The sequence below is a fragment of the Streptomyces sp. NPDC006296 genome, assembly GCF_040613235.1.
GTDB lineage: Bacteria > Actinomycetota > Actinomycetes > Streptomycetales > Streptomycetaceae > Streptomyces.
In genome coordinates this window covers 31,471-48,309 of sequence record NZ_JBEXRT010000010.1, presented here as the reverse complement: position 1 = coordinate 48,309, position 16,839 = coordinate 31,471, and the positions used below count along the sequence as shown (strand labels likewise).

General features: G+C 72.7%; 18 protein-coding genes. 8 read left to right on the top strand and 10 right to left on the bottom strand.

Annotation, left to right across the window (positions count from 1 at the left end; all coding sequences use genetic code 11):
- Window positions 1–28: 28 nt before the first annotated feature.
- Window positions 29–874: a hypothetical protein gene (locus ABZ172_RS09530; RefSeq protein WP_356881936.1), complete on the bottom strand. Its 846-nt coding sequence runs from the start codon at window positions 872–874 to the stop codon at window positions 29–31.
- Between the two features lie 169 nt (window positions 875–1,043).
- On the opposite strand from ABZ172_RS09530, the gene ABZ172_RS09525 reads away from it, so the two are divergent.
- Together ABZ172_RS09525 and ABZ172_RS09520 are read left to right on the top strand one after the other, a co-directional pair.
- Window positions 1,044–1,901, top strand: a complete 858-nt coding sequence (locus tag ABZ172_RS09525; protein WP_356881933.1) for a hypothetical protein — start codon at window positions 1,044–1,046, stop codon at window positions 1,899–1,901.
- A gap of 1 nt (window position 1,902) precedes the next feature.
- A complete protein-coding gene (locus ABZ172_RS09520) occupies window positions 1,903–2,880 on the top strand; it encodes a helix-turn-helix transcriptional regulator (RefSeq protein ID WP_356881931.1) in 978 nt (325 codons plus the stop codon).
- Window positions 2,881–2,928: 48 nt separating this feature from the next.
- Here ABZ172_RS09520 and ABZ172_RS09515 read toward each other — a convergent pair whose 3' ends face one another.
- On the bottom strand, window positions 2,929–3,894 hold the full coding sequence (locus ABZ172_RS09515; RefSeq protein WP_356881929.1) for a zinc-binding dehydrogenase: 966 nt from the start codon (window positions 3,892–3,894) through the stop codon (window positions 2,929–2,931).
- Window positions 3,895–4,006: 112 nt separating this feature from the next.
- Entirely contained in the window at window positions 4,007–5,242 is a 1,236-nt protein-coding gene (locus tag ABZ172_RS09510) for an NADP-dependent malic enzyme (protein WP_356881926.1), read from the bottom strand.
- A gap of 538 nt (window positions 5,243–5,780) precedes the next feature.
- On the opposite strand from ABZ172_RS09510, the gene ABZ172_RS09505 reads away from it, so the two are divergent.
- The 4 genes from ABZ172_RS09505 to ABZ172_RS09490 all read left to right on the top strand — a co-directional run bounded on the left by ABZ172_RS09505 (window position 5,781) and on the right by ABZ172_RS09490 (window position 9,340).
- Window positions 5,781–6,740: an ABC transporter substrate-binding protein gene (locus ABZ172_RS09505; protein WP_356881924.1), complete on the top strand. Its 960-nt coding sequence runs from the start codon at window positions 5,781–5,783 to the stop codon at window positions 6,738–6,740.
- Window positions 6,741–6,839: 99 nt separating this feature from the next.
- Entirely contained in the window at window positions 6,840–7,736 is an 897-nt protein-coding gene (locus tag ABZ172_RS09500) for an amino acid ABC transporter permease (protein ID WP_356882161.1), read from the top strand.
- Window positions 7,733–8,494: an amino acid ABC transporter ATP-binding protein gene (locus ABZ172_RS09495; protein WP_356881922.1), complete on the top strand. Its 762-nt coding sequence runs from the start codon at window positions 7,733–7,735 to the stop codon at window positions 8,492–8,494. Before ABZ172_RS09500 ends, ABZ172_RS09495 begins: the two co-directional genes overlap by 4 nt.
- A 216-nt stretch (window positions 8,495–8,710) precedes the next feature.
- On the top strand, window positions 8,711–9,340 hold the full coding sequence (locus ABZ172_RS09490) for a CGNR zinc finger domain-containing protein (RefSeq protein WP_356881920.1): 630 nt from the start codon (window positions 8,711–8,713) through the stop codon (window positions 9,338–9,340).
- On the opposite strand, the gene sodX is transcribed toward ABZ172_RS09490, so the two are convergent.
- Complete coding sequence (gene sodX, locus ABZ172_RS09485; protein WP_356881918.1) at window positions 9,244–9,681, bottom strand: nickel-type superoxide dismutase maturation protease; 438 nt, start codon at window positions 9,679–9,681, stop codon at window positions 9,244–9,246. The two genes, ABZ172_RS09490 and sodX, sit on opposite strands and share 97 nt — an antisense overlap.
- Window positions 9,682–9,861: 180 nt before the next feature.
- Between sodX and sodN the strand changes: the two genes are divergently transcribed.
- Complete coding sequence (gene sodN / locus ABZ172_RS09480; RefSeq protein WP_014154121.1) at window positions 9,862–10,257, top strand: superoxide dismutase, Ni; 396 nt, start codon at window positions 9,862–9,864, stop codon at window positions 10,255–10,257.
- Between the two features lie 226 nt (window positions 10,258–10,483).
- On the opposite strand, the gene ABZ172_RS09475 is transcribed toward sodN, so the two are convergent.
- The 4 genes from ABZ172_RS09475 to ABZ172_RS09460 form a co-directional block, all read right to left on the bottom strand.
- On the bottom strand, window positions 10,484–11,365 hold the full coding sequence (locus ABZ172_RS09475) for an SDR family oxidoreductase (protein WP_356881915.1): 882 nt from the start codon (window positions 11,363–11,365) through the stop codon (window positions 10,484–10,486).
- Entirely contained in the window at window positions 11,362–11,721 is a 360-nt protein-coding gene (locus ABZ172_RS09470) for a DUF952 domain-containing protein (RefSeq protein WP_356881913.1), read from the bottom strand. The genes ABZ172_RS09475 and ABZ172_RS09470 overlap by 4 nt, the downstream gene beginning before the upstream one ends.
- Window positions 11,722–11,730: 9 nt before the next feature.
- Complete coding sequence (locus ABZ172_RS09465; RefSeq protein ID WP_356882159.1) at window positions 11,731–12,723, bottom strand: NAD-dependent epimerase/dehydratase family protein; 993 nt, start codon at window positions 12,721–12,723, stop codon at window positions 11,731–11,733.
- A gap of 85 nt (window positions 12,724–12,808) precedes the next feature.
- Entirely contained in the window at window positions 12,809–13,762 is a 954-nt protein-coding gene (locus tag ABZ172_RS09460) for a LysR family transcriptional regulator (RefSeq protein ID WP_356881911.1), read from the bottom strand.
- A gap of 275 nt (window positions 13,763–14,037) precedes the next feature.
- On the opposite strand from ABZ172_RS09460, the gene snpA reads away from it, so the two are divergent.
- Complete coding sequence (gene snpA, locus ABZ172_RS09455) at window positions 14,038–14,715, top strand: snapalysin (protein WP_356881909.1); 678 nt, start codon at window positions 14,038–14,040, stop codon at window positions 14,713–14,715.
- A 158-nt stretch (window positions 14,716–14,873) separates the two neighbouring features.
- On the opposite strand, the gene ABZ172_RS09450 is transcribed toward snpA, so the two are convergent.
- Both ABZ172_RS09450 and ABZ172_RS09445 read right to left on the bottom strand, forming a co-directional pair.
- Window positions 14,874–15,542 (bottom strand): DUF6304 family protein, encoded by a 669-nt coding sequence (locus tag ABZ172_RS09450; RefSeq protein ID WP_356881907.1) that lies wholly within the window; start codon window positions 15,540–15,542, stop codon window positions 14,874–14,876.
- A 159-nt stretch (window positions 15,543–15,701) separates the two neighbouring features.
- Window positions 15,702–16,745 (bottom strand): family 2 encapsulin nanocompartment cargo protein polyprenyl transferase, encoded by a 1,044-nt coding sequence (locus ABZ172_RS09445; RefSeq protein WP_356881905.1) that lies wholly within the window; start codon window positions 16,743–16,745, stop codon window positions 15,702–15,704.
- Between the last annotated feature and the right edge of the window lie 94 nt (window positions 16,746–16,839).

The following is a 16,839-nucleotide window of genomic DNA, read 5'->3' as shown; positions in this document are numbered from 1 at the left end:
TGGGTCACCGTCCCGATCCTCGGAGGACTCACCCGCCGGTCCCCCGGACGCGGTCGTAGGCGAGTCCCCGCAGTCCGTGCACGAGCAGCAGCAGGCCCGCGGTGATCCAGCCGCCGCTGCGCCTGCGGGCGCCCCACAGGGTCAGCGGCAGGCCCGCGGCGACCTGTGCGGTGGCCACCGCGCGGGCCTTCGGTCCGCGCACCCAGGGGCCGAGGCCGCCGCTCTCCGCGGCGTCGAGTCCCCCGCGCACCGTTTCCCGCAGGCCGCCCCGCTCGATCTGCACGGCCTGCGGGAGGGCACCCGCCACCGCGCGGAGCCGGTCGGCGGGTTCGCCGGGGACGAGTCCGGCCGGCAGGACCGCTCCGGTGCGGCGGAGCACGGCGAGCAGGCCGCGCAGCCGGGTGCCCGCGTCGGCCTCCGGGTCCCCTCGGGTGAGTCCTTCGAGGATCTGGACGTCGAGGACCGGGTCGAGGCCCAGCCGGGCGGCGAACGTCCGCAGGGCCTCGTCCTCGCCCGCCGGGGTGCCGTCGGCCAGCCAGACGTATCCGACCGGGCGCCGGAACCCGGCGGCGAGCGAGAAGCCCGCGCGGTCGCCGTCCCACCAGAGGGCGAGGACCGGCCGGCCGGAGCCGACCGCGAGCGCGGTGGCCCAGCCGCCGACGACCCGGTCCACGGGTTCCGCGCCGCCGTCGGACCGGCTGCCCGCGGCCGGGGGTCCGTCCGTGCGCCAGGGCTTCCCCTCGGGCACGAGGACGCTCCAGCCGTCCCCGGCGGGCGCGAGCGTCATGCGCTCCTGAAGGAGGCGGGCCACGGGCCGTACGGTCTCGGGGTCGGCCCGGCACAGCAGCAGGGCGCCCTCGGGTGTCGCGGTCATGGCCTCCACGCTAGGGCAATTCGCCCGTACATGGACGATTCGCAGCACCGAGCCTCCCCCTCGACATGCATCCGCCCGACTCCCCCTTGACTTCCCCCATCCGCGATATATCGTGTTACTCAGAAGACGCGATATGTTGCGTCCTGCCAGCCAGTGGGAGGTCAGAGCCATGCCCCAGTCGACGTGGACCGTCGCCGAGCCGCAGAGGCTCTCGTTCGACGAACCGGTGACGGCGCTCAGCGTGCGCACCGTGGACGGCGCGATCAACGTCGTCGGCACGGACGGACCGGCCGCGCGGCTGGAGGTCTCCGCGATCGAGGGGCCGCCGCTGATCGTGACCCTGGAGGACGGCACCCTCACCGTCGCGTACGAGGACCTGCCGTGGGGCAGCCTGCGCAGCTGGCTGGACCGCAGGAGCGCGCGCAGGAGCGCCACGATCTCGCTCGCCGTGCCGGCCGGTGCGGCGGTGGAGGTCGGCGCGGTCGGCGCGGAGACGGTCGTCTCGGGCATCCGGGGACGCACCGCGCTGCGCGGTGTCACCGGCGACAGCACCCTGGTGGGTCTGACCGGTGCGATCCGGGCCGAGACGGTGTCCGGCGGCCTGGAGGCCCAGAGCGTCACCGGCGAGCTCCGCTTCCAGTCCGTGTCCGGCGATCTGACGGTCGTGGAGGGCGCGGGCACCTCGGTGCGGGCGGAGTCGGTGACCGGCAGCATGGTGCTCGACCTGGGTGCCTCGTCGAAGCCGACGGACATCAGACTGACCTCGGTCTCCGGCGAGATCGCCATCCGCCTGCCGCACCCCGCGGACGCCGAGGTGGAGGCGAACACCACGAGCGGCACGGTCTCCAACGCCTTCGAGGACCTGCGGGTGGGGGGCCAGTGGGGTGCGAAGAAGATCACCGGCACGCTCGGCGCCGGCACCGGCAGGCTGCGGGCGAGCACCGTCTCGGGGTCGATCGCCCTGCTGCGCAGGCCCGCGGCCCAGGACCACGCGCAGGACGCCGAGCCGATCGGAAAGGTGCTCTGACATGGCTCCCGTATTCGCTCACGGCCGTCTGCGCCTGTATCTCCTCAAGCTGCTGGACGAGGCCCCCCGGCACGGCTACGAGGTCATCCGGCTCCTGGAGGAGCGCTTCCAGGGGCTGTACGCCCCCTCGGCGGGCACCGTGTATCCGCGCCTGGCGAAGCTGGAGGCCGAGGGCCTGGTCACCCATGCCACCGAGGGCGGCCGCAAGGTCTACTCCATCACCGGGGCCGGCCGGGCCGAGCTGGCCGGCCGGGGCGGCGAACTGGCCGATCTGGAGCTGGAGATCCGCGAGTCCGTCTCCGAGCTGGCCGCCGAGATCCGCGACGACGTGCGGGGCGCGGCGGGTCAGTTGCGCAGCGAGATGCGCGCGGCGGCCTCCGAGTCCCGGCAGTCCTCCGGCGACGGGGGGAGCGGCTGGGACCCCGGCTTCGGCGAGAAGGAGGCCTGGCGCGCGGCGAAGGAGGAGCTGCGCAAGGCGAAGCAGGAGTGGAAGGAGCAGGCCCGCAGGGCGAAGGACGAGTCCCGCAAGGCCCGCGAGGACGCCGAGCGGGCCCGCCGTCAGGCCCGGGAGGCCCACGAGCGGGCGCAGGAGCAGGTGCAGAACGCCGCGCGCCAGGTCCAGGAGCACTTCGCGCGGGGCGACTGGCCGGCGGGGGTGCGGGACGGGCTGGCCGAGATCACCGGTCAGCTCGGCGGCTTCGCCAGGACGGGCGTCTGGCCCTCGTACAGCCGTCCGGCGCCCGAGGAGCCGGTCGTCGAGTGGGCCGCCGACACCACGGCCACGGGCGACCCGGCCCGCGACCTGGACCGTCTGCTGGACCGCTTCCGCGACGACATCCGTGACGCGGCCCGGGACCGGGGGGTGACCGCGTCCCAGCTCTCCGAGGCCCGCGGCCATCTGGCGGGCGCGGCGACGCGTATCGACGCACTGCTGCGGAGGGCGGCGGACGGGGCGAAGGGCACCGGGGACGCGTCCTGACCGCGGTGGCGGGCCCGCCGCGGTCGGGGCGTCCCTCCCGTCGGGTCCTCAGGAGGTGGTGAGGACGATCTTCCCGAACAGGTCACCGGAGGCCAGACGTTCGAAGCCCTCGCGGGCGCGGTCGAGCGGCAGCGTCTCGTCGATGACGGGCCGCACCCCGGTGGCCGCGCAGAAGGAGAGCAGGTCCTCCAGCTCGTCCCGGGAGCCCATGGTGGAGCCGACGATCTTGAGTTCCAGGAAGAAGATCCGGGTCAGTTCGGCGTGCGAGGGCCGGTCGCCGCTGGTGGCGCCCGAGATGACGAGAGTCCCTCCGGGCCGCAGCGACTTGACGGAGTGGGACCAGGTCGCCGCTCCGACGGTCTCGATGACGGCGTCGACGCGCTTCGGGAGCCGGGCGCCGGGCTCGTAGGCCTCGACGGCTCCCAGTTCGACGGCCCGCTTCCGCTTGGCCTCGTCGCGGCTGGTGGCGAACATCCGGAGTCCGGCGGCCTTGCCGAGGACGATCGCGGCGGTGGCGACACCGCCGCCCGCGCCCTGCACGAGGACGGAGTCGCCCGGCCGGACACCGGCGTTCGTGAACAGCATCCGGTACGCCGTCAGCCAGGCGGTGGGCAGGCAGGCGGCCTGCTCGAAGGTGAGTTCCTTCGGCTTGGGCAGGACGTTCCAGCTCGGGACGGTGACCTGTTCGGCGAAGGTGCCCTGGTAGCGCTCGGTGAGGATGGAGCGCGGCTCGTCCGGGCCGACGCCGTGCCCGGTCTGGCCGATGACGGAGTGCAGGACCACCTCGTTGCCGTCCTGGTCGATGCCTGCGGCGTCGCAGCCGAGGATCATGGGCAGCTTGTCCTCGGCGAGGCCGACCCCCCGCAGGGACCAGAGGTCGTGGTGGTTCAGCGACGCGGCCCGGACCCGGACGGTGGTCCAGCCGGACCGCGTCTCCGGGGCGGGGCGTTCGCCCAGTTCGAGGCCGTCGAGGGGGCGGTCACGGTCGATGCGTGCTGCGTAGGCGGCGAACATGGCCCCGACGATAGGCCGTGACGCGCCGTGAGGTAACCGTCCGCCGGTGTGACGCGCGCCCCAGCCGCCGGCGGTCACCGGCGGCCGGGGCGCGTGGCGGGCCCGTCCGGCGTCAGCGCCGTGCGACGCCCTCGGCACGGGCGGCCGCCGCCACCGCGGCGGTGACCGCGGGGGCGACCCGCTCGTCGAAGGGCGACGGGATCACGTAGTCCGCGGCCAGTTCGTCACCGACGACGTCCGCCAGGGCGTTCGCCGCGGCGATCTTCATGCCCTCGGTGATCCGGGAGGCCCGCACCTGCAGCGCGCCGGCGAAGATCCCGGGGAACGCCAGCACGTTGTTGATCTGGTTCGGGTAGTCCGACCGTCCGGTGGCCACCACGGCGGCGTGCCGGTGCGCGACGTCGGGGTGGACCTCGGGGTTCGGGTTGGCCATGGCGAACACGAAGGCGCCGGGCGCCATCGAGGCGACCGCCGGCTCGGCGACCGTGCCGCCGGAGACGCCGATGAAGACGTCGGCACCGGCCAGGGCCGTCTCCAGCGAACCGGTGATGCCGGCCCGGTTGGTGAGCTCCGCCAGCTCGCGCTTGACCTCCGTGAGGTCGTCGCGGTCGCCGCTGACGATGCCCTTGCGGTCGGCGACGGCGACGTCGCCGATGCCGGCCTCCAGGAGGAACTTCGCGATGGCCACACCCGCCGCGCCCGCGCCGGAGATCACGGCGCGCAGGTCGCCGAGCGTCCGGCCGGACAGCTTCGCCGCGTTGCGCAGGGCCGCGAGGGTCACCACGGCGGTGCCGTGCTGGTCGTCGTGGAAGACCGGGATGTCGAGACGTTCCTGGAGCTTGCGCTCGATCTCGAAGCACCGGGGCGCCGAGATGTCCTCCAGGTTCACCCCGCCGAAGGAGGGCGCGAGACGGACGACGGTCTCGACGATCTCGTCCGCGTCGGTCGTGGCCAGCGCGATCGGCACCGCGTCGACCCCGCCGAACTGCTTGAAGAGGATCGCCTTGCCCTCCATCACGGGGAGGGACGCCTCGGGGCCGATGTCCCCGAGGCCGAGGACGGCGGTGCCGTCCGTGACCACGGCCACGACCTGCGACTTCCAGGTGTAGTCGTGGACGAGCTCGGGCTTCTCGGCGATGGCGCTGCACACCTTGGCCACGCCGGGTGTGTACGCGAGGGACAGGTCGTCCTTGTCGCGGATCGGGACGGTGGCCTGCACGGCCATCTTCCCGCCGCGGTGCAGGGCGAAAGCCGGATCGAAGGGCTCGTCCGCACCGCTGGGTCCTGCCGCACCGGCCGTACCGTGCGTCGTGCTGTCGCTGCGAGGATTGACGATCTCCGCTGCCATTGTGTTGACCCCTTAAGTCTTCATCATGTGAGGGTGGCCACTCCTGGTTGAGGAGGGGTGGGCGGGCACCGCGTACGTTCCCGGCGCCGGGCGGTCGGACCGCCGCGGTCGGGGGACACCCACGCGCGGGCGCGCCGCACACGCGCCCTGAGCCCCGGATGAGGGGTGTAAAGGTCTTTCTTACCGGACGGACCGGGCCTCTTACGAGTCGGTATCGGCAGTCGGTACCGACTCGGTGAGATGACTCATAGCCGAATATCTGGACAAGTCCACTAAGGGCTACGAAGACGGTCCGTAGGGCGAGACGCACCGGAGATTCTCCGGAAGGGTGCGCTCTTTCCAGCAGATGGTCCGGTCTTGCCGTACCGGCCCGTTGAGGTACGGGGGTCTCCCGTTACCCGATTTTGACATGCCCGGCCCCCTGATCGGGTGCGTCCGAATGGCAAGATGCCCTAATCACACAAGGTGGCGTCACTCGAAGGTGCGTGCGCACCCACCTGACACAGCAGCGTTCCCTCACCGCCGGAGGATTTCGATCATGACCGCAAGCACCCTCTGTCGTTCGACCGCGAAGTCCCGGATTGCCGCGGTCTGCGCAGTCGCGGTCGCCGGCACCCTGCTGCTGACCGCCTGCGGCGACCAGACCGAGAGCGGTTCGAAGAAGGCCGGGGACGGCACGTCCGGGAACAGCGCCCCGCTCTTCGACAAGCTCCCGGAGAAGTACCAGAAGTCCGGTGTCATCAAGGTCGGCACGAACGCCGAGTACGCGCCGATGGAGTCCGTCGAGAACGGCACGATCGTCGGTGTCGACCCGGACCTCGCCGCGGCGCTCGGCAAGCAGCTGGGCGTGAAGTTCGAATTCACCTCGGGGTCCTTCGACGGCCTGATCACCGCCCTGAACACCGGCCGCCACGACATCGCCATGTCGTCCATCACGGACAACAAGCAGCGTCAGGAAGGTCTGGACGACAGCGGGAAGAAGCTGGGCAAGGGCGTCGACTTCGTCGACTACTTCCTCGCCGGCACCGCCGTCTACACCAAGAAGGGCAACCCCGAGGGCATCAAGTCCATCGAGGACCTGTGCGGCAAGGGCGCGGCGGTCCAGCGCGGCACCACGTACGAGAAGGCCCTGCAGAAGCAGTCGAAGGCCTGCACCGACGGCGGTAAGAAGGCCGTGGACATCCAGTCCTTCGAGAACGACACCGAGGCCCAGACCCGGGTGAAGTCGGGCGGCGCCGTGGCCGGCGTCAACGACTACCCGGTCGCGCTGGACCTGGCCCGCAAGGCCAACGGCGGCAAGGACTTCGAGGTCGTCGGCGAGCAGGTCGACGCCGGTCCGTTCGGCATCGCCGTGAACAAGGACAACACCGAGCTGCGTGACGCCCTCAAGGAGGCCGTGGACGCGATCATCGCCGACGGCTCCTACCAGAAGGTGCTCGACAAGTGGGGTGCCGGCACCGGCGCGATCGACAAGGCCACCGTCAACGGCGGCAAGTGACCGGCGCGGTTCTGAAGGGCAGTCACCGTGACTGACAAGTTCGACAAGGCGCCCGGCGGCCCATCGGTCGCCGACGCACCCGCCTCCCCGACCACCACCGTGGCACCGGAGATCATCAAGGCCATCCCCGTCCGGCACGTCGGCCGCTGGGTCAGCGGCGTGGTGGTGCTCGGGCTGCTGGCGTCCCTCGTCTACGCCTTCTCCCAGGGCAACATCCAGTGGCAGGCGGTCCAGGACAAGCTGTTCGACGACACCGTGCTGGCGGGGGCCGGCCGGACGCTGATGATCAGCGTGCTCGCCATGGCCCTCGGTGTGGTCCTGGGTGTGGTGCTCGCCGTCATGCGGCTCTCCAGGAACCCGGTGACCAGCTGGGTGGCCTGGCTGTACATCTGGTTCTTCCGGGGCACCCCGGTCTACGTACAGCTGCTGCTCTGGTTCAACCTGGCCCTGATCTTCCCGGTCCTCAACATCCCGCTCATCTACAAGGACGAGATGACCGACGTGATGACGCCGTTCATGTGCGCCCTGCTGGGGCTGGCCCTCAACGAGGCGGCGTACATGGCGGAGATCGTCCGGGCGGGCATCCAGTCGGTGGACGAGGGCCAGACCGAGGCCTCGCACGCCCTCGGCATGACCCAGGCGAAGACGATGCGCCGCGTGGTGCTCCCGCAGGCCCTGCGGGTGATCATCCCGCCGACCGGCAACGAGTTCATCAACATGCTGAAGACCTCGTCGCTGGTCTATGCGGTGACCTACAACGAGCTGCTGCGCTCCACGTCGCAGATCGGCTCGACCAGCTACGCGGTGATGGAGATGCTCTTCGTCGCCTCCATCTGGTACATCGTGATGACCAGCGTGTTCAGCGTGGGTCAGTACTACCTGGAGCGGCGCTACGCCCGGGGCACCCTGCGCAGCCTGCCGCTCACCCCGTTGCAGCGGGTCAGGGTGGCGCTCACCTCCTTCAGCAACCGTCCGTCGGGAGGTGTCTCCGCATGAACGCCATGGTGAAGGCCGAGGGCGTCCACAAGTCCTTCGGCCCCGCGCACATCCTCAAGGGGATCGACCTGGAGGTCGCCCCGCGTGAGGTGTTCTGCCTGATCGGCCCGTCCGGTTCCGGCAAGTCGACGTTCCTGCGGTGCATCAACCACCTGGAGCAGATCAACGCCGGACGGCTGTACGTCGACGGTGACCTGGTCGGCTACCGGCAGAGGGGCGACAAGCTCTACGAGCTGAAGGACAGCGAGGTCGCCCTCCAGCGCCGCGACATCGGCATGGTCTTCCAGCGCTTCAACCTGTTCCCGCACATGACGGCCGTGGAGAACGTCATGGAGGCGCCGGTGCAGGTCAAGGGCGAGGCCAGGGCCGTCGCCCGGGCCCGCGCCGAGCGGCTGCTGGACCGGGTGGGCCTGTCCGACAAGGCGGGCAACTACCCGTCCCAGCTCTCCGGCGGACAGCAGCAGCGGGTGGCCATCGCCCGCGCCCTGGCCATGGAGCCGAAGCTGATGCTCTTCGACGAGCCCACCTCGGCCCTGGACCCCGAGCTGGTCGGCGACGTCCTGGACGTCATGCGCGGCCTCGCCGAGGACGGCATGACGATGATCGTGGTCACCCACGAGATGGGCTTCGCCCGGGAGGTCGGTGACGCGCTGGTCTTCATGGACGACGGCGTCGTGGTCGAGTCGGGCCATCCGCGGGACGTCCTGACGAACCCGCAGCACGACCGGACGAAGTCGTTCCTGTCGAAGGTGCTGTAGGCCACCGGACACGACGAGGAGGGCGGTACGGGCTCGGGCTCCGTACCGCCCTCCTCGCCGTCGCGGCCGGCTCCACGGCCTCGCAGCTCCCGCCGTCGCGCGGGACCCCCTGCCCGGACCTCCGCCTCGTCACCTCTGCGGGTAATGCCCATATGCGCCCTCTACCCATTACACTGGGCGGCGTATCCACCACGCCCGACGCCGTAAGGACTACACGTGGAACTGGCTTATTACTCGGATTACGCGGTGCGGCTGGTCAACACCGAGGAGCCGGTCCGCGGCAAGGACTCCCTGACCACGGTCGAGTCCGTCCGTGACCTGTTCGGCGCCAACGCCCAGGCGGCCCGTCGCGCGACCGACGGGGACGTGACCCGCTTCCGGTCCGTACGGGCCCGGCTGCGCGCGGTCTTCGAGGCGGCGGACGAGGGCGACGAGACCCTCGCGGTCGATCTGCTCAATTCCCTGCTGCTGGAGTTCCCGGTGAGCCCGCAGATCTCCGGCCACGACATCCGGGACGAGGACGGCACACCGGACTGGCACATGCATCTCGCCGACCACCCGTCGAACGCGACCGCGGGCTTTGCCGCGATCGCGGCGATGGGCCTCGCCTTCCACCTCACCTCGCACGGCGTGGAACGGCTCGGCCTGTGCGAGGCCGAACCCTGCCGCAACGCCTATCTCGACACCTCGACCAACCGCTCCCGGCGCTACTGCTCGGACCGCTGCGCGACCCGGGCGAACGTGGCCGCCTACCGGGCCCGCAAACGCCTGGAGGCCGACCGCGCGGGTGAGACCCGGCGCACCGCCGACACCGCCCAGCCCAGCAGCCCCCGCACCGACCGCTGATCCTTCCGCAGCGGCCGGTAGCGGGCCCGCACCCGGGCCAGCACGAGCTCCTCGGGCACCGTGCCGTAGTCCGTGCTGTCCCCGCCCGCGAACGAGTTGTCGCCGAGCACCCACCAGCCGCCGGTACGCCGCTCGGCGGCCCGCTTCACGACCAGCAGGTCCTGCTGGAGCGGGTGACGCAGGATCACCACGTCACCCGGTCGCACCGGCGCACCGCGCTGCACGAGCAGCAGGTCCCCGTGGTAGAGCGTCGGCACCATCGACGGGCCCGTCACCTCCACCAGCTGCAACGGCCTGCGCGCCGTCCGCCCGCTCCACGGCTCCTCTGCCGGTTCCGGCATCTGTGGCACCTCCCGGTCCATCCTCCGGTACACGGCTACGCGCACCGCTCCGTATTTTCGGCCACCGGTCCCGTCCGGACCCCGGACTTTTGACCTAAGCCGCAGGGGGCACCCGCAAAAAGAGGCTTCCCACGGAGTAATGTCCCACCTGAGAAGACGATCACGAGGAAGGACAGCTCCATGCTTTCCCGCCTGTTTGCCCCCAAGGTGAAGGTCAGCGCCCACTGCGACCTGCCCTGCGGCGTGTACGACCCGGCCCAGGCCCGCATCGAGGCGGAGTCCGTCAAGGCCGTCCAGGAGAAGTACCAGGCCAACGAGGACGCGGACTTCCGCACGCGCGCCGTTCTGATCAAGGAACAGCGTGCCGAGCTCGCGAAGCACCACGTCTCGGTGCTCTGGAGCGACTACTTCAAGCCCCCGCACTTCGAGAAGTACCCGGAGCTGCACCAGCTGGTCAACGACACCCTGAAGGCGCTCTCCGCGGCCAAGGGCTCGAACGACCCGGCCACGGGCCAGAAGGCTCTGGACCTGATCGCCCAGATCGACACGATCTTCTGGGAGACCAAGAAGGCCTGATCTCCGGTTAGGCAGTCTGACCTGCGGTTTCGCCGGTCAGACAGCCCACCGTTCCGCACCCGGCCCGTCGGGCGCCGCACCCGGCGCTCACGCACGGACCGGGTGCGGTCCTCTGTCCGGCCGCGGATGCGCGCCGACCGGGACCGTACGCCGGGCTTGCCGGTCCTCGGCGCCTCGCGTCGGTCAGGTCCCGCCGGTGCCTCGGACCTGACCGTGCCGGGTCCGGTCAGGTCTCCGGCAGGAGGTGGCGGTAGCTGTCCGGGTGCTCCCGGAGGTAGTCGGCCAGGTTCGCGGCGGGCCGACCCGTGAGGGTGGGGACGGCGTCCGAGACCACCGCCATCTCACCGGCCGCGATGGCCTCGTACGACGTGACCCAGCCGGTCACCTCCCAGTCCTCCGCCCCGTGGCGGGCGCGGGAGGCGTAGGCCTCCTGCTCGGTCTCGGGGACGTAGCGGATCGTGCGGCCGGTGTGCCGGCTCAGCTCCTCGGCCGCTTCGGCCAGGGTGAACGCCTCCGGGCCCGTGAGGTCGTACGTCGCACCGTCGTGGTCCGTGCCCGCGTCGAGCAGGACGGCGGTCGCCGCGTCCGCGATGTCCTCGTGGGAGACGGCCGAGACCCGCCCCTCCCCGGCGGGGCCGCGCAGCACGCCGTCGGGCCCCGTCATGGCCGGGATGCCCGCGAGGTACCAGCTGTCCCGCAGGAACGTGTGGCGCACGCCGGACGCCCGCAGGTGCTCCTCGGTGTGCCAGTGGTCGCGGGCGAAGGTGAACGTCGCGTCCGCTGCCGCGCCGAGGAACGACACGTACACGATGCGTTCGACACCCGCGGCGAGGGCCGCGTCGACCGCGGTGGTGTGCTCCGCCACCCGGCCGGGGCTCTCGTGGGCGGAGACGAGGAACAGGGTGTGCGCGCCGTCGAGGGCGCGGCGCATGGCATCGGCGTCGCCGTACGCCGCCGGGGGTGCGGCGACCGCGCCGGGCAGGCGGGGCAGCCGGGAGGGGTCCCGGCCGAGGAGGCGCACGGGGGCGCCGGCCCCGGTGAGCCGCGCGGCCACCCGGCCGCCGACCGCGCCGCTCGCCCCGGTCACCGCGACGAGGGGGCCGGTCACCGGGCTCCGCCTCCGTCCGTGGCGCGAGCGGTCCGCTGCGTCCAGGGGCGCACCTCCACGACCGCGCTCACCGGCAGGGGCCCGTAGAGGTGCGGGAACTCCTCGCCGCCGGGCTCCACCGCCTCGTACCGGACGGGCGCCGTGAGCCGGCCGGTGTCGATGACGAGGACCACCAGGCCCTCGGTGCCGGACCCGTACACCGCCTTCGCCACAGCGGGGAGCTGGTGAGGGAGCGAGCAGTGGATGAACCCCTCCTCGCGCAGGGTGCGGCCCCGGGTGGACCACTCGTACGTCCCCGCCGTGCGGGCGGCCTCCCACAGGGGCTCTTCGGTGAGGTGCAGCAACTGTTCGGTCATCGGGCCACGTTAAGGGCTGCCGGGCGCCCCGAGGAGCTTCGCCTCGGTCCGCGCGTCGAGACCGACGGCCGGCCGGTCCGGCCGCTGCGGGACCGTGCCGCCCAGCTCGCGCATCCAGGCCCAGGTGTCGGCGACCGTGTCGGCGACCGGTCGGCAGCGCAGCCCGGCCGCGTGTGCCTTGGTGACGTCACCCCGGTGCAGGGTGTCGTGGAGTTCGCCGGCGGGCAGCCACACCGGCAGGTCCGTCCACGGCTCGACGCCCGCGGCGAGGAGCGTCTCCGGTTCGATCCACCGGAGCCGGGCGCGGGACCCGGTGACCCGGACGCAGGCGTCCAGGAGTTCCCCCATGGTCGCGTGTCCCGGGCGGCTCACGGTGTTGTACGCCCCCGACAGGCCGTCGGCCGCCGCGTCCAGCAGCCAGTCCGCCAGGTCACGGGCGTCGATGTACTGGATGCCCGCGTCCGGCGGCCCCGGGGCGACGACGGGTCCGCCCCGTGCGGTCCTGCCCAGCCACCACGGCAGACGGCCGATGTTCTCACCGGGGCCGAGGATCAGCCCGGGCCGGGCCAGCAGCGCCCGGTCGCCGAAGGCGTCGAGCGCGGCGAGCTCCCCGCCGCGCTTGGCCAGGGGGTAGGGGACGTCGGGGCCGGCGTCGGCGGAGGCGCCGGCCACCGGCGGGCCGTCCTCCGCCAGTCCGGCCGGGGCGGGGTGGGCGTACACGGACCTGCTGGAGACGTAGCTGAAGTGCCCTGCTCTGTCCGCCAGCAGCCGGGCCGCGTCCCGCACGGCCGAGGGGGCGCCGCTCCAGGTGTCGACCACCAGGTCCCAGGTGCCGTCGGCCAGGGCGCGGAGGCCGGCCCCGCCCGTCGTCCGGTCGCCGGTCAGCGTCCGCACGCCGGCCGGTGCCGGGTGGTGTCCTCGGTGGAAGACCGTGACCTCCCACCCGCGTGCGCGCGCCGCGTCGGTGACGGCGCGTCCGACGAATTCCGTACCGCCCAGCATCAGGAGCCTCATCCCGCGATCGTGCCCGCCGGGACGTGCGGGGACAACGGTTCCTCGCTCTCGGCGGAACGGGGGACTCTCCCGCTCAGCCCGTGTGCGCGAGGGGGCTGTGGTGGCGCAGCAGCCACCGGTGGTACTCCTCGGCGCGGCGTGCTGCGTCGCGGTAGGCCCCTTCCAGCTCCTCGTACACCGCGTCGGTGCCGGCGCCCGGCCGCGAGACCAGCAGGAGCCGCACCGCCAGCGGGTCGCCGCGCAGCGGGCGGATGACCATGTCGTCGCGCGGGCCCGAGGTCGGCTGGCAGGGGGCGACCGCCTCGCCGAGCACGACCAGCGAGGCCGCGGTGAGGTAGTCCCCGTGCAGGACGGGCGGGTCGATGCCCGCGGCGCCCAGGACCCGCCGGACCCCGTCCCATTCGCCGTCCACCGAGGGGTCGACCATCCACCGGTCGCCGGCCAGGTCGTCGAGGTCCACCACCGGCCGTCCCGCCGCGGGGTGGTCCCGGGCCAGGGAGATGAACTGCGGTTCCCGCTCGACGAGTACCCGCTGGACGAGCCCGTCCGGGACCGCGAGCGGGAAGCCCTCGACCTCGTGCACGAAGGCGACGTCGAGCCGTCCGGCCGCCACCTCCCCCAGCAGGGCCCGGGCGGAGACGTCCACCCGGAGCGAGATGTCGGTGCCGGGCAGCCTCACCCGCAGGCCGCGGAGCCAGCCGCCGATGACCCGGCTCGCGGTGGAACCGATGCGCAGGCGCGGACCGCCGGCCCGGGCGGCCTCGGCCTCCGCCATCGCGGCGCCGACCAGCGCCGTCATGCCGTCCACCAGGGGGCGGGCGCGGCTGAGTACGGCGCGTCCCAGCAGGGTCGGCCGGCAACCCGTCCTGCCCCGGCGGAACAGCTCGGCGCCCATGCTCCGTTCGATCCGCTGGAGCTGGGTCGTCAGGGAGGGCTGGCTGACGCCGAGCCGCCGTGCCGCCTGGTGCAGGCTGCCCGTGTCGGCGATGGCGCAGAGCGCCCTGAGGTGTCTCACCTCCAGCTCCATGACGGCGAGGGTATGGCTGTTCGCATGTCGAGCACCAGATGCCCCAACCGTCACCAACCGGGCCGAACAGGGGTGTCGGGGCGGCCGGTGCTGTGCTGATTCTGTGCGCTTCCCGCCGGTCGTCCGTGCAGGCGGACCGGGTGATAGGGCGGCGCTATCACCGGTTGACATCATCCGCCGCGGGCCCGGCTGCCCCGACACTCTCTCCGTACCCCCCACCCGTTCCTCGTCCGGCTCCCGGGCGGGGTTCTTCGGACAGGTAGGAGACACCCCCCATGCGACACTCCAGGACAGCTCTGATGTCGGCTCTGGCAGGTCTCGGACTCGGCGTCGCCGCCGCGCTGGGCACCACCCCCGCGGTCGCCGCCGCTCCCGCCCCCGCGTCCCCGGCCGGGGTGACCGCCGCTCAGGCCGGCTACGCCGCGTACGCCGGTTCGAGCGAGAACGCCAAGGCGAACAAGGCGTTCTTCGACGCCGTCATGAAGTCGGTCGCCGAGAAGCGGGCCGCGAACCCGGGCGCCGCGGCGGTCACCGTCGTCTACAGCACCACCAACGCCCCCAGCTTCCGCAGCCAGATAGCCAGCAGCACCAGCATCTGGAACAGCTCGGTCAGCAACGTCAAGCTGCAGGAGGGCTCGAACGCCGACTTCGACTACTACGAGGGCAACGACTCCCGGGGTTCGTACGCGAGCACGAACGGCCACGGCAGCGGCTACATCTTCCTGGACTACGCGCAGAACCAGCAGTACAACTCGACCCGGGTCACCGCCCACGAGACCGGGCACGTGCTCGGGCTGCCCGACCACTACACCGGCCCGTGCAGCGAGCTCATGTCCGGTGGCGGCCCCGGCACGTCCTGCACGAACGCCTACCCGAACGCCACCGAGCGCTCGCAGGTGAACAGCCTCTGGCAGAACGGCTTCGCGGCCGCCCTCGCCCGCGCCACCTCCTGACGCGATCCCGACACGACGGCGGCACGCCGCCCGGGGGCCGTTCCGCACCGGCGGAGCGGCCCCCGGGCCGTGCGGCGGGGGCCGCCGTGCCGGCTCAAGCCGGTGAGAGCGGGGCCGTGACCGGCTCAGGCCCGTGACAACGGGGGGCCGTGGCCCGCTCAGGCCGGTGCGAGCGGGAAGGCGCCCCGGTGGCCGGTGCCGGCGCCGTGCGCCGGACGGGGCTCGAACTCCCGGCAGCTCCATATCTCCTGGACGGATCCGGTGCGCCGGTCCCAGAGGCCGGCGACCTCGTCACCGCCCGCCGCGTCGCGGTAGGCGTCCTTCGCGCCGCGGAAGCAGGCGAGCCCGCCGGACAGACCGCGGACCGGGGCCGGGAAGTAGTCCGAGAAGGCGCAGGCGATGCACGTCTGCAGGTGGATGTCCGGTGGAAGGACCCGCTGGACCGTGGCCAGCGCGGCGGCGAAGTCCCCCTCGGCGCGGTTCGACTCGTACACCGCGCCGTCCAGATGGAGGGCCAGGCAGAGGTCCGGGTCCGCCCGGCGCAGGGACAGCAGGCAGCTGAGCGTGGCCTGGCGGACCGTACCGGCGACCAGGACCGGGAGCGGGAGGTCCCACTCCAGTACGCAGCCGTCGAGCACGCCGTCCACCAGGTCGAACGGCCCGTCCGGGTCCGGTGCGTCCGCCACCGGCGCCAGACCGTCGAAGCTCTCGCCCTCGAAGTCCGTGCCCCGGACCCGGATGCGGAGCTGCTGTCCGTCCGTGGTGAGAATGACGGCCTCTGAACCATGGCGGTCCCGGTACCAGCCTGCCCACGACTCATCTGTCATGAGCAGGGACTGTAGCCCGGCCCCGGCACCCGTCCGGCGGCACCCTCCCCTTCCGCCGCGCCGGCCCCGGAGCCCCGCTCCCCGGGCCCGGGACGGCCCGCCGGCGGGCCGGTGGAGCCGGTCCCGGACGCCTGTCGCGGGCGCTCCCGCTCATGCGGTTCAGTGGGTCCTGCGGGTGACGAACTCGGCGAGGGCGAGCAGGTCCCCGGTGTCGGACGGATCGGGAACCGCGCGCGACAGGTGGTGGACGGCCCGGGCCATCCGGTCCGCGGCGGTGGCCTGGGCCCAGTCGCGGCCGCCCGCGCGTTCGACCGCGTCGGCGGCGCCCCGCACCTCCTCCGGTGTGTTCATGGCGCCCCGGTACAGGGCGGCCAGTTCGGCGGCGGCCGGGGTGCCCGAGGTGAGCGCGGCGACCACCGGCAGGGACTTCTTGTGGGCGGTCAGGTCGGCCCCGACCGGTTTGCCCGTGCGGGCGATGTCCCCCCAGATGCCGATCAGGTCGTCGATGAGCTGGAAGGCGAGCCCCGCCTCCCTCCCGAAGCCGTCCATGGCGCGCACGGCCCGCTCGTCCGCACCGGCGTAGAGCGCGCCCAGGGCGCACGCGCAGCCGAGCAGGGCACCGGTCTTGGCCATGGCCATGGTGAGGGTCTCGTCCAGCGTGACGTCCTCGGGCCCGCGGTCCTCCAGGCCGCAGTCGGCCTGCTGTCCCGCGCAGAGCTCGATGACGCAGGTGGAGAGCCGCAACGCGGCCTGCGGGGACGCCGGGTGCGGGTCGTCCGCCAGGAGGCGCAGCGCGAGGGAGAACATGGCGTCCCCCGTGATGACGGCGTCCGGCACGCCGAACACCGCCCAGGCCGTGGGCCGGTGCCGCCGGGTGGTGTCCTCGTCGATGACGTCGTCGTGGAGCAGGGTGAAGTTGTGCGCGAGCTCGACGGCGACGGCCGCCCGCATCGCGGCCTCCGGGTCCCCTCCCAGCGCCCGCGCGGCGGCCAGGACGAGCGCGGGCCTGATGGCCTTGCCGGCCTGCCCCGACGCGGGCGTCCCGTCGGCGTTCTGCCAGCCGAAGTGGTAGAGGGCGACCCTGCGGATCCCCCCGGGCAGCGTCTCCACGGCGGCCCGGAGGTGCGGGTCGACGGCGTCACGGGTGCGCTCCAGGAGCGCGACGGCCTTGTGCTCCTCCATCGCGGCGTCCGTACTGGTCATGGTCACGGTGATTCCTTCCGGGTGCCACGGGCACCTTGGTCGCGGCCTCGGCCTGCCGGGGGCCCGGGCGGTGCACCGGGCCCGGGCCCCGGGG

What these genes read in the sequence shown, in the direction of transcription:
- ABZ172_RS09530 (WP_356881936.1), bottom strand. Translation starts at nt 874, where the DNA reads ATGACCGCGACACCCGAGGGCGCCCTGCTGCTGTGCCGGGCCGACCCC.
- ABZ172_RS09525 (WP_356881933.1), top strand. Translation starts at nt 1,044, where the DNA reads ATGCCCCAGTCGACGTGGACCGTCGCCGAGCCGCAGAGGCTCTCGTTC.
- ABZ172_RS09520 (WP_356881931.1), top strand. Translation starts at nt 1,903, where the DNA reads ATGGCTCCCGTATTCGCTCACGGCCGTCTGCGCCTGTATCTCCTCAAG.
- ABZ172_RS09515 (WP_356881929.1), bottom strand. Translation starts at nt 3,894, where the DNA reads ATGTTCGCCGCCTACGCAGCACGCATCGACCGTGACCGCCCCCTCGAC.
- ABZ172_RS09510 (WP_356881926.1), bottom strand. Translation starts at nt 5,242, where the DNA reads ATGGCAGCGGAGATCGTCAATCCTCGCAGCGACAGCACGACGCACGGT.
- ABZ172_RS09505 (WP_356881924.1), top strand. Translation starts at nt 5,781, where the DNA reads ATGACCGCAAGCACCCTCTGTCGTTCGACCGCGAAGTCCCGGATTGCC.
- ABZ172_RS09495 (WP_356881922.1), top strand. Translation starts at nt 7,733, where the DNA reads ATGAACGCCATGGTGAAGGCCGAGGGCGTCCACAAGTCCTTCGGCCCC.
- sodX (WP_356881918.1), bottom strand. Translation starts at nt 9,681, where the DNA reads ATGCCGGAACCGGCAGAGGAGCCGTGGAGCGGGCGGACGGCGCGCAGG.
- sodN (WP_014154121.1), top strand. Translation starts at nt 9,862, where the DNA reads ATGCTTTCCCGCCTGTTTGCCCCCAAGGTGAAGGTCAGCGCCCACTGC.
- ABZ172_RS09470 (WP_356881913.1), bottom strand. Translation starts at nt 11,721, where the DNA reads ATGACCGAACAGTTGCTGCACCTCACCGAAGAGCCCCTGTGGGAGGCC.
- ABZ172_RS09465 (WP_356882159.1), bottom strand. Translation starts at nt 12,723, where the DNA reads ATGCTGGGCGGTACGGAATTCGTCGGACGCGCCGTCACCGACGCGGCG.
- ABZ172_RS09460 (WP_356881911.1), bottom strand. Translation starts at nt 13,762, where the DNA reads ATGGAGCTGGAGGTGAGACACCTCAGGGCGCTCTGCGCCATCGCCGAC.
- snpA (WP_356881909.1), top strand. Translation starts at nt 14,038, where the DNA reads ATGCGACACTCCAGGACAGCTCTGATGTCGGCTCTGGCAGGTCTCGGA.
- ABZ172_RS09450 (WP_356881907.1), bottom strand. Translation starts at nt 15,542, where the DNA reads ATGACAGATGAGTCGTGGGCAGGCTGGTACCGGGACCGCCATGGTTCA.
- ABZ172_RS09445 (WP_356881905.1), bottom strand. Translation starts at nt 16,745, where the DNA reads ATGACCAGTACGGACGCCGCGATGGAGGAGCACAAGGCCGTCGCGCTC.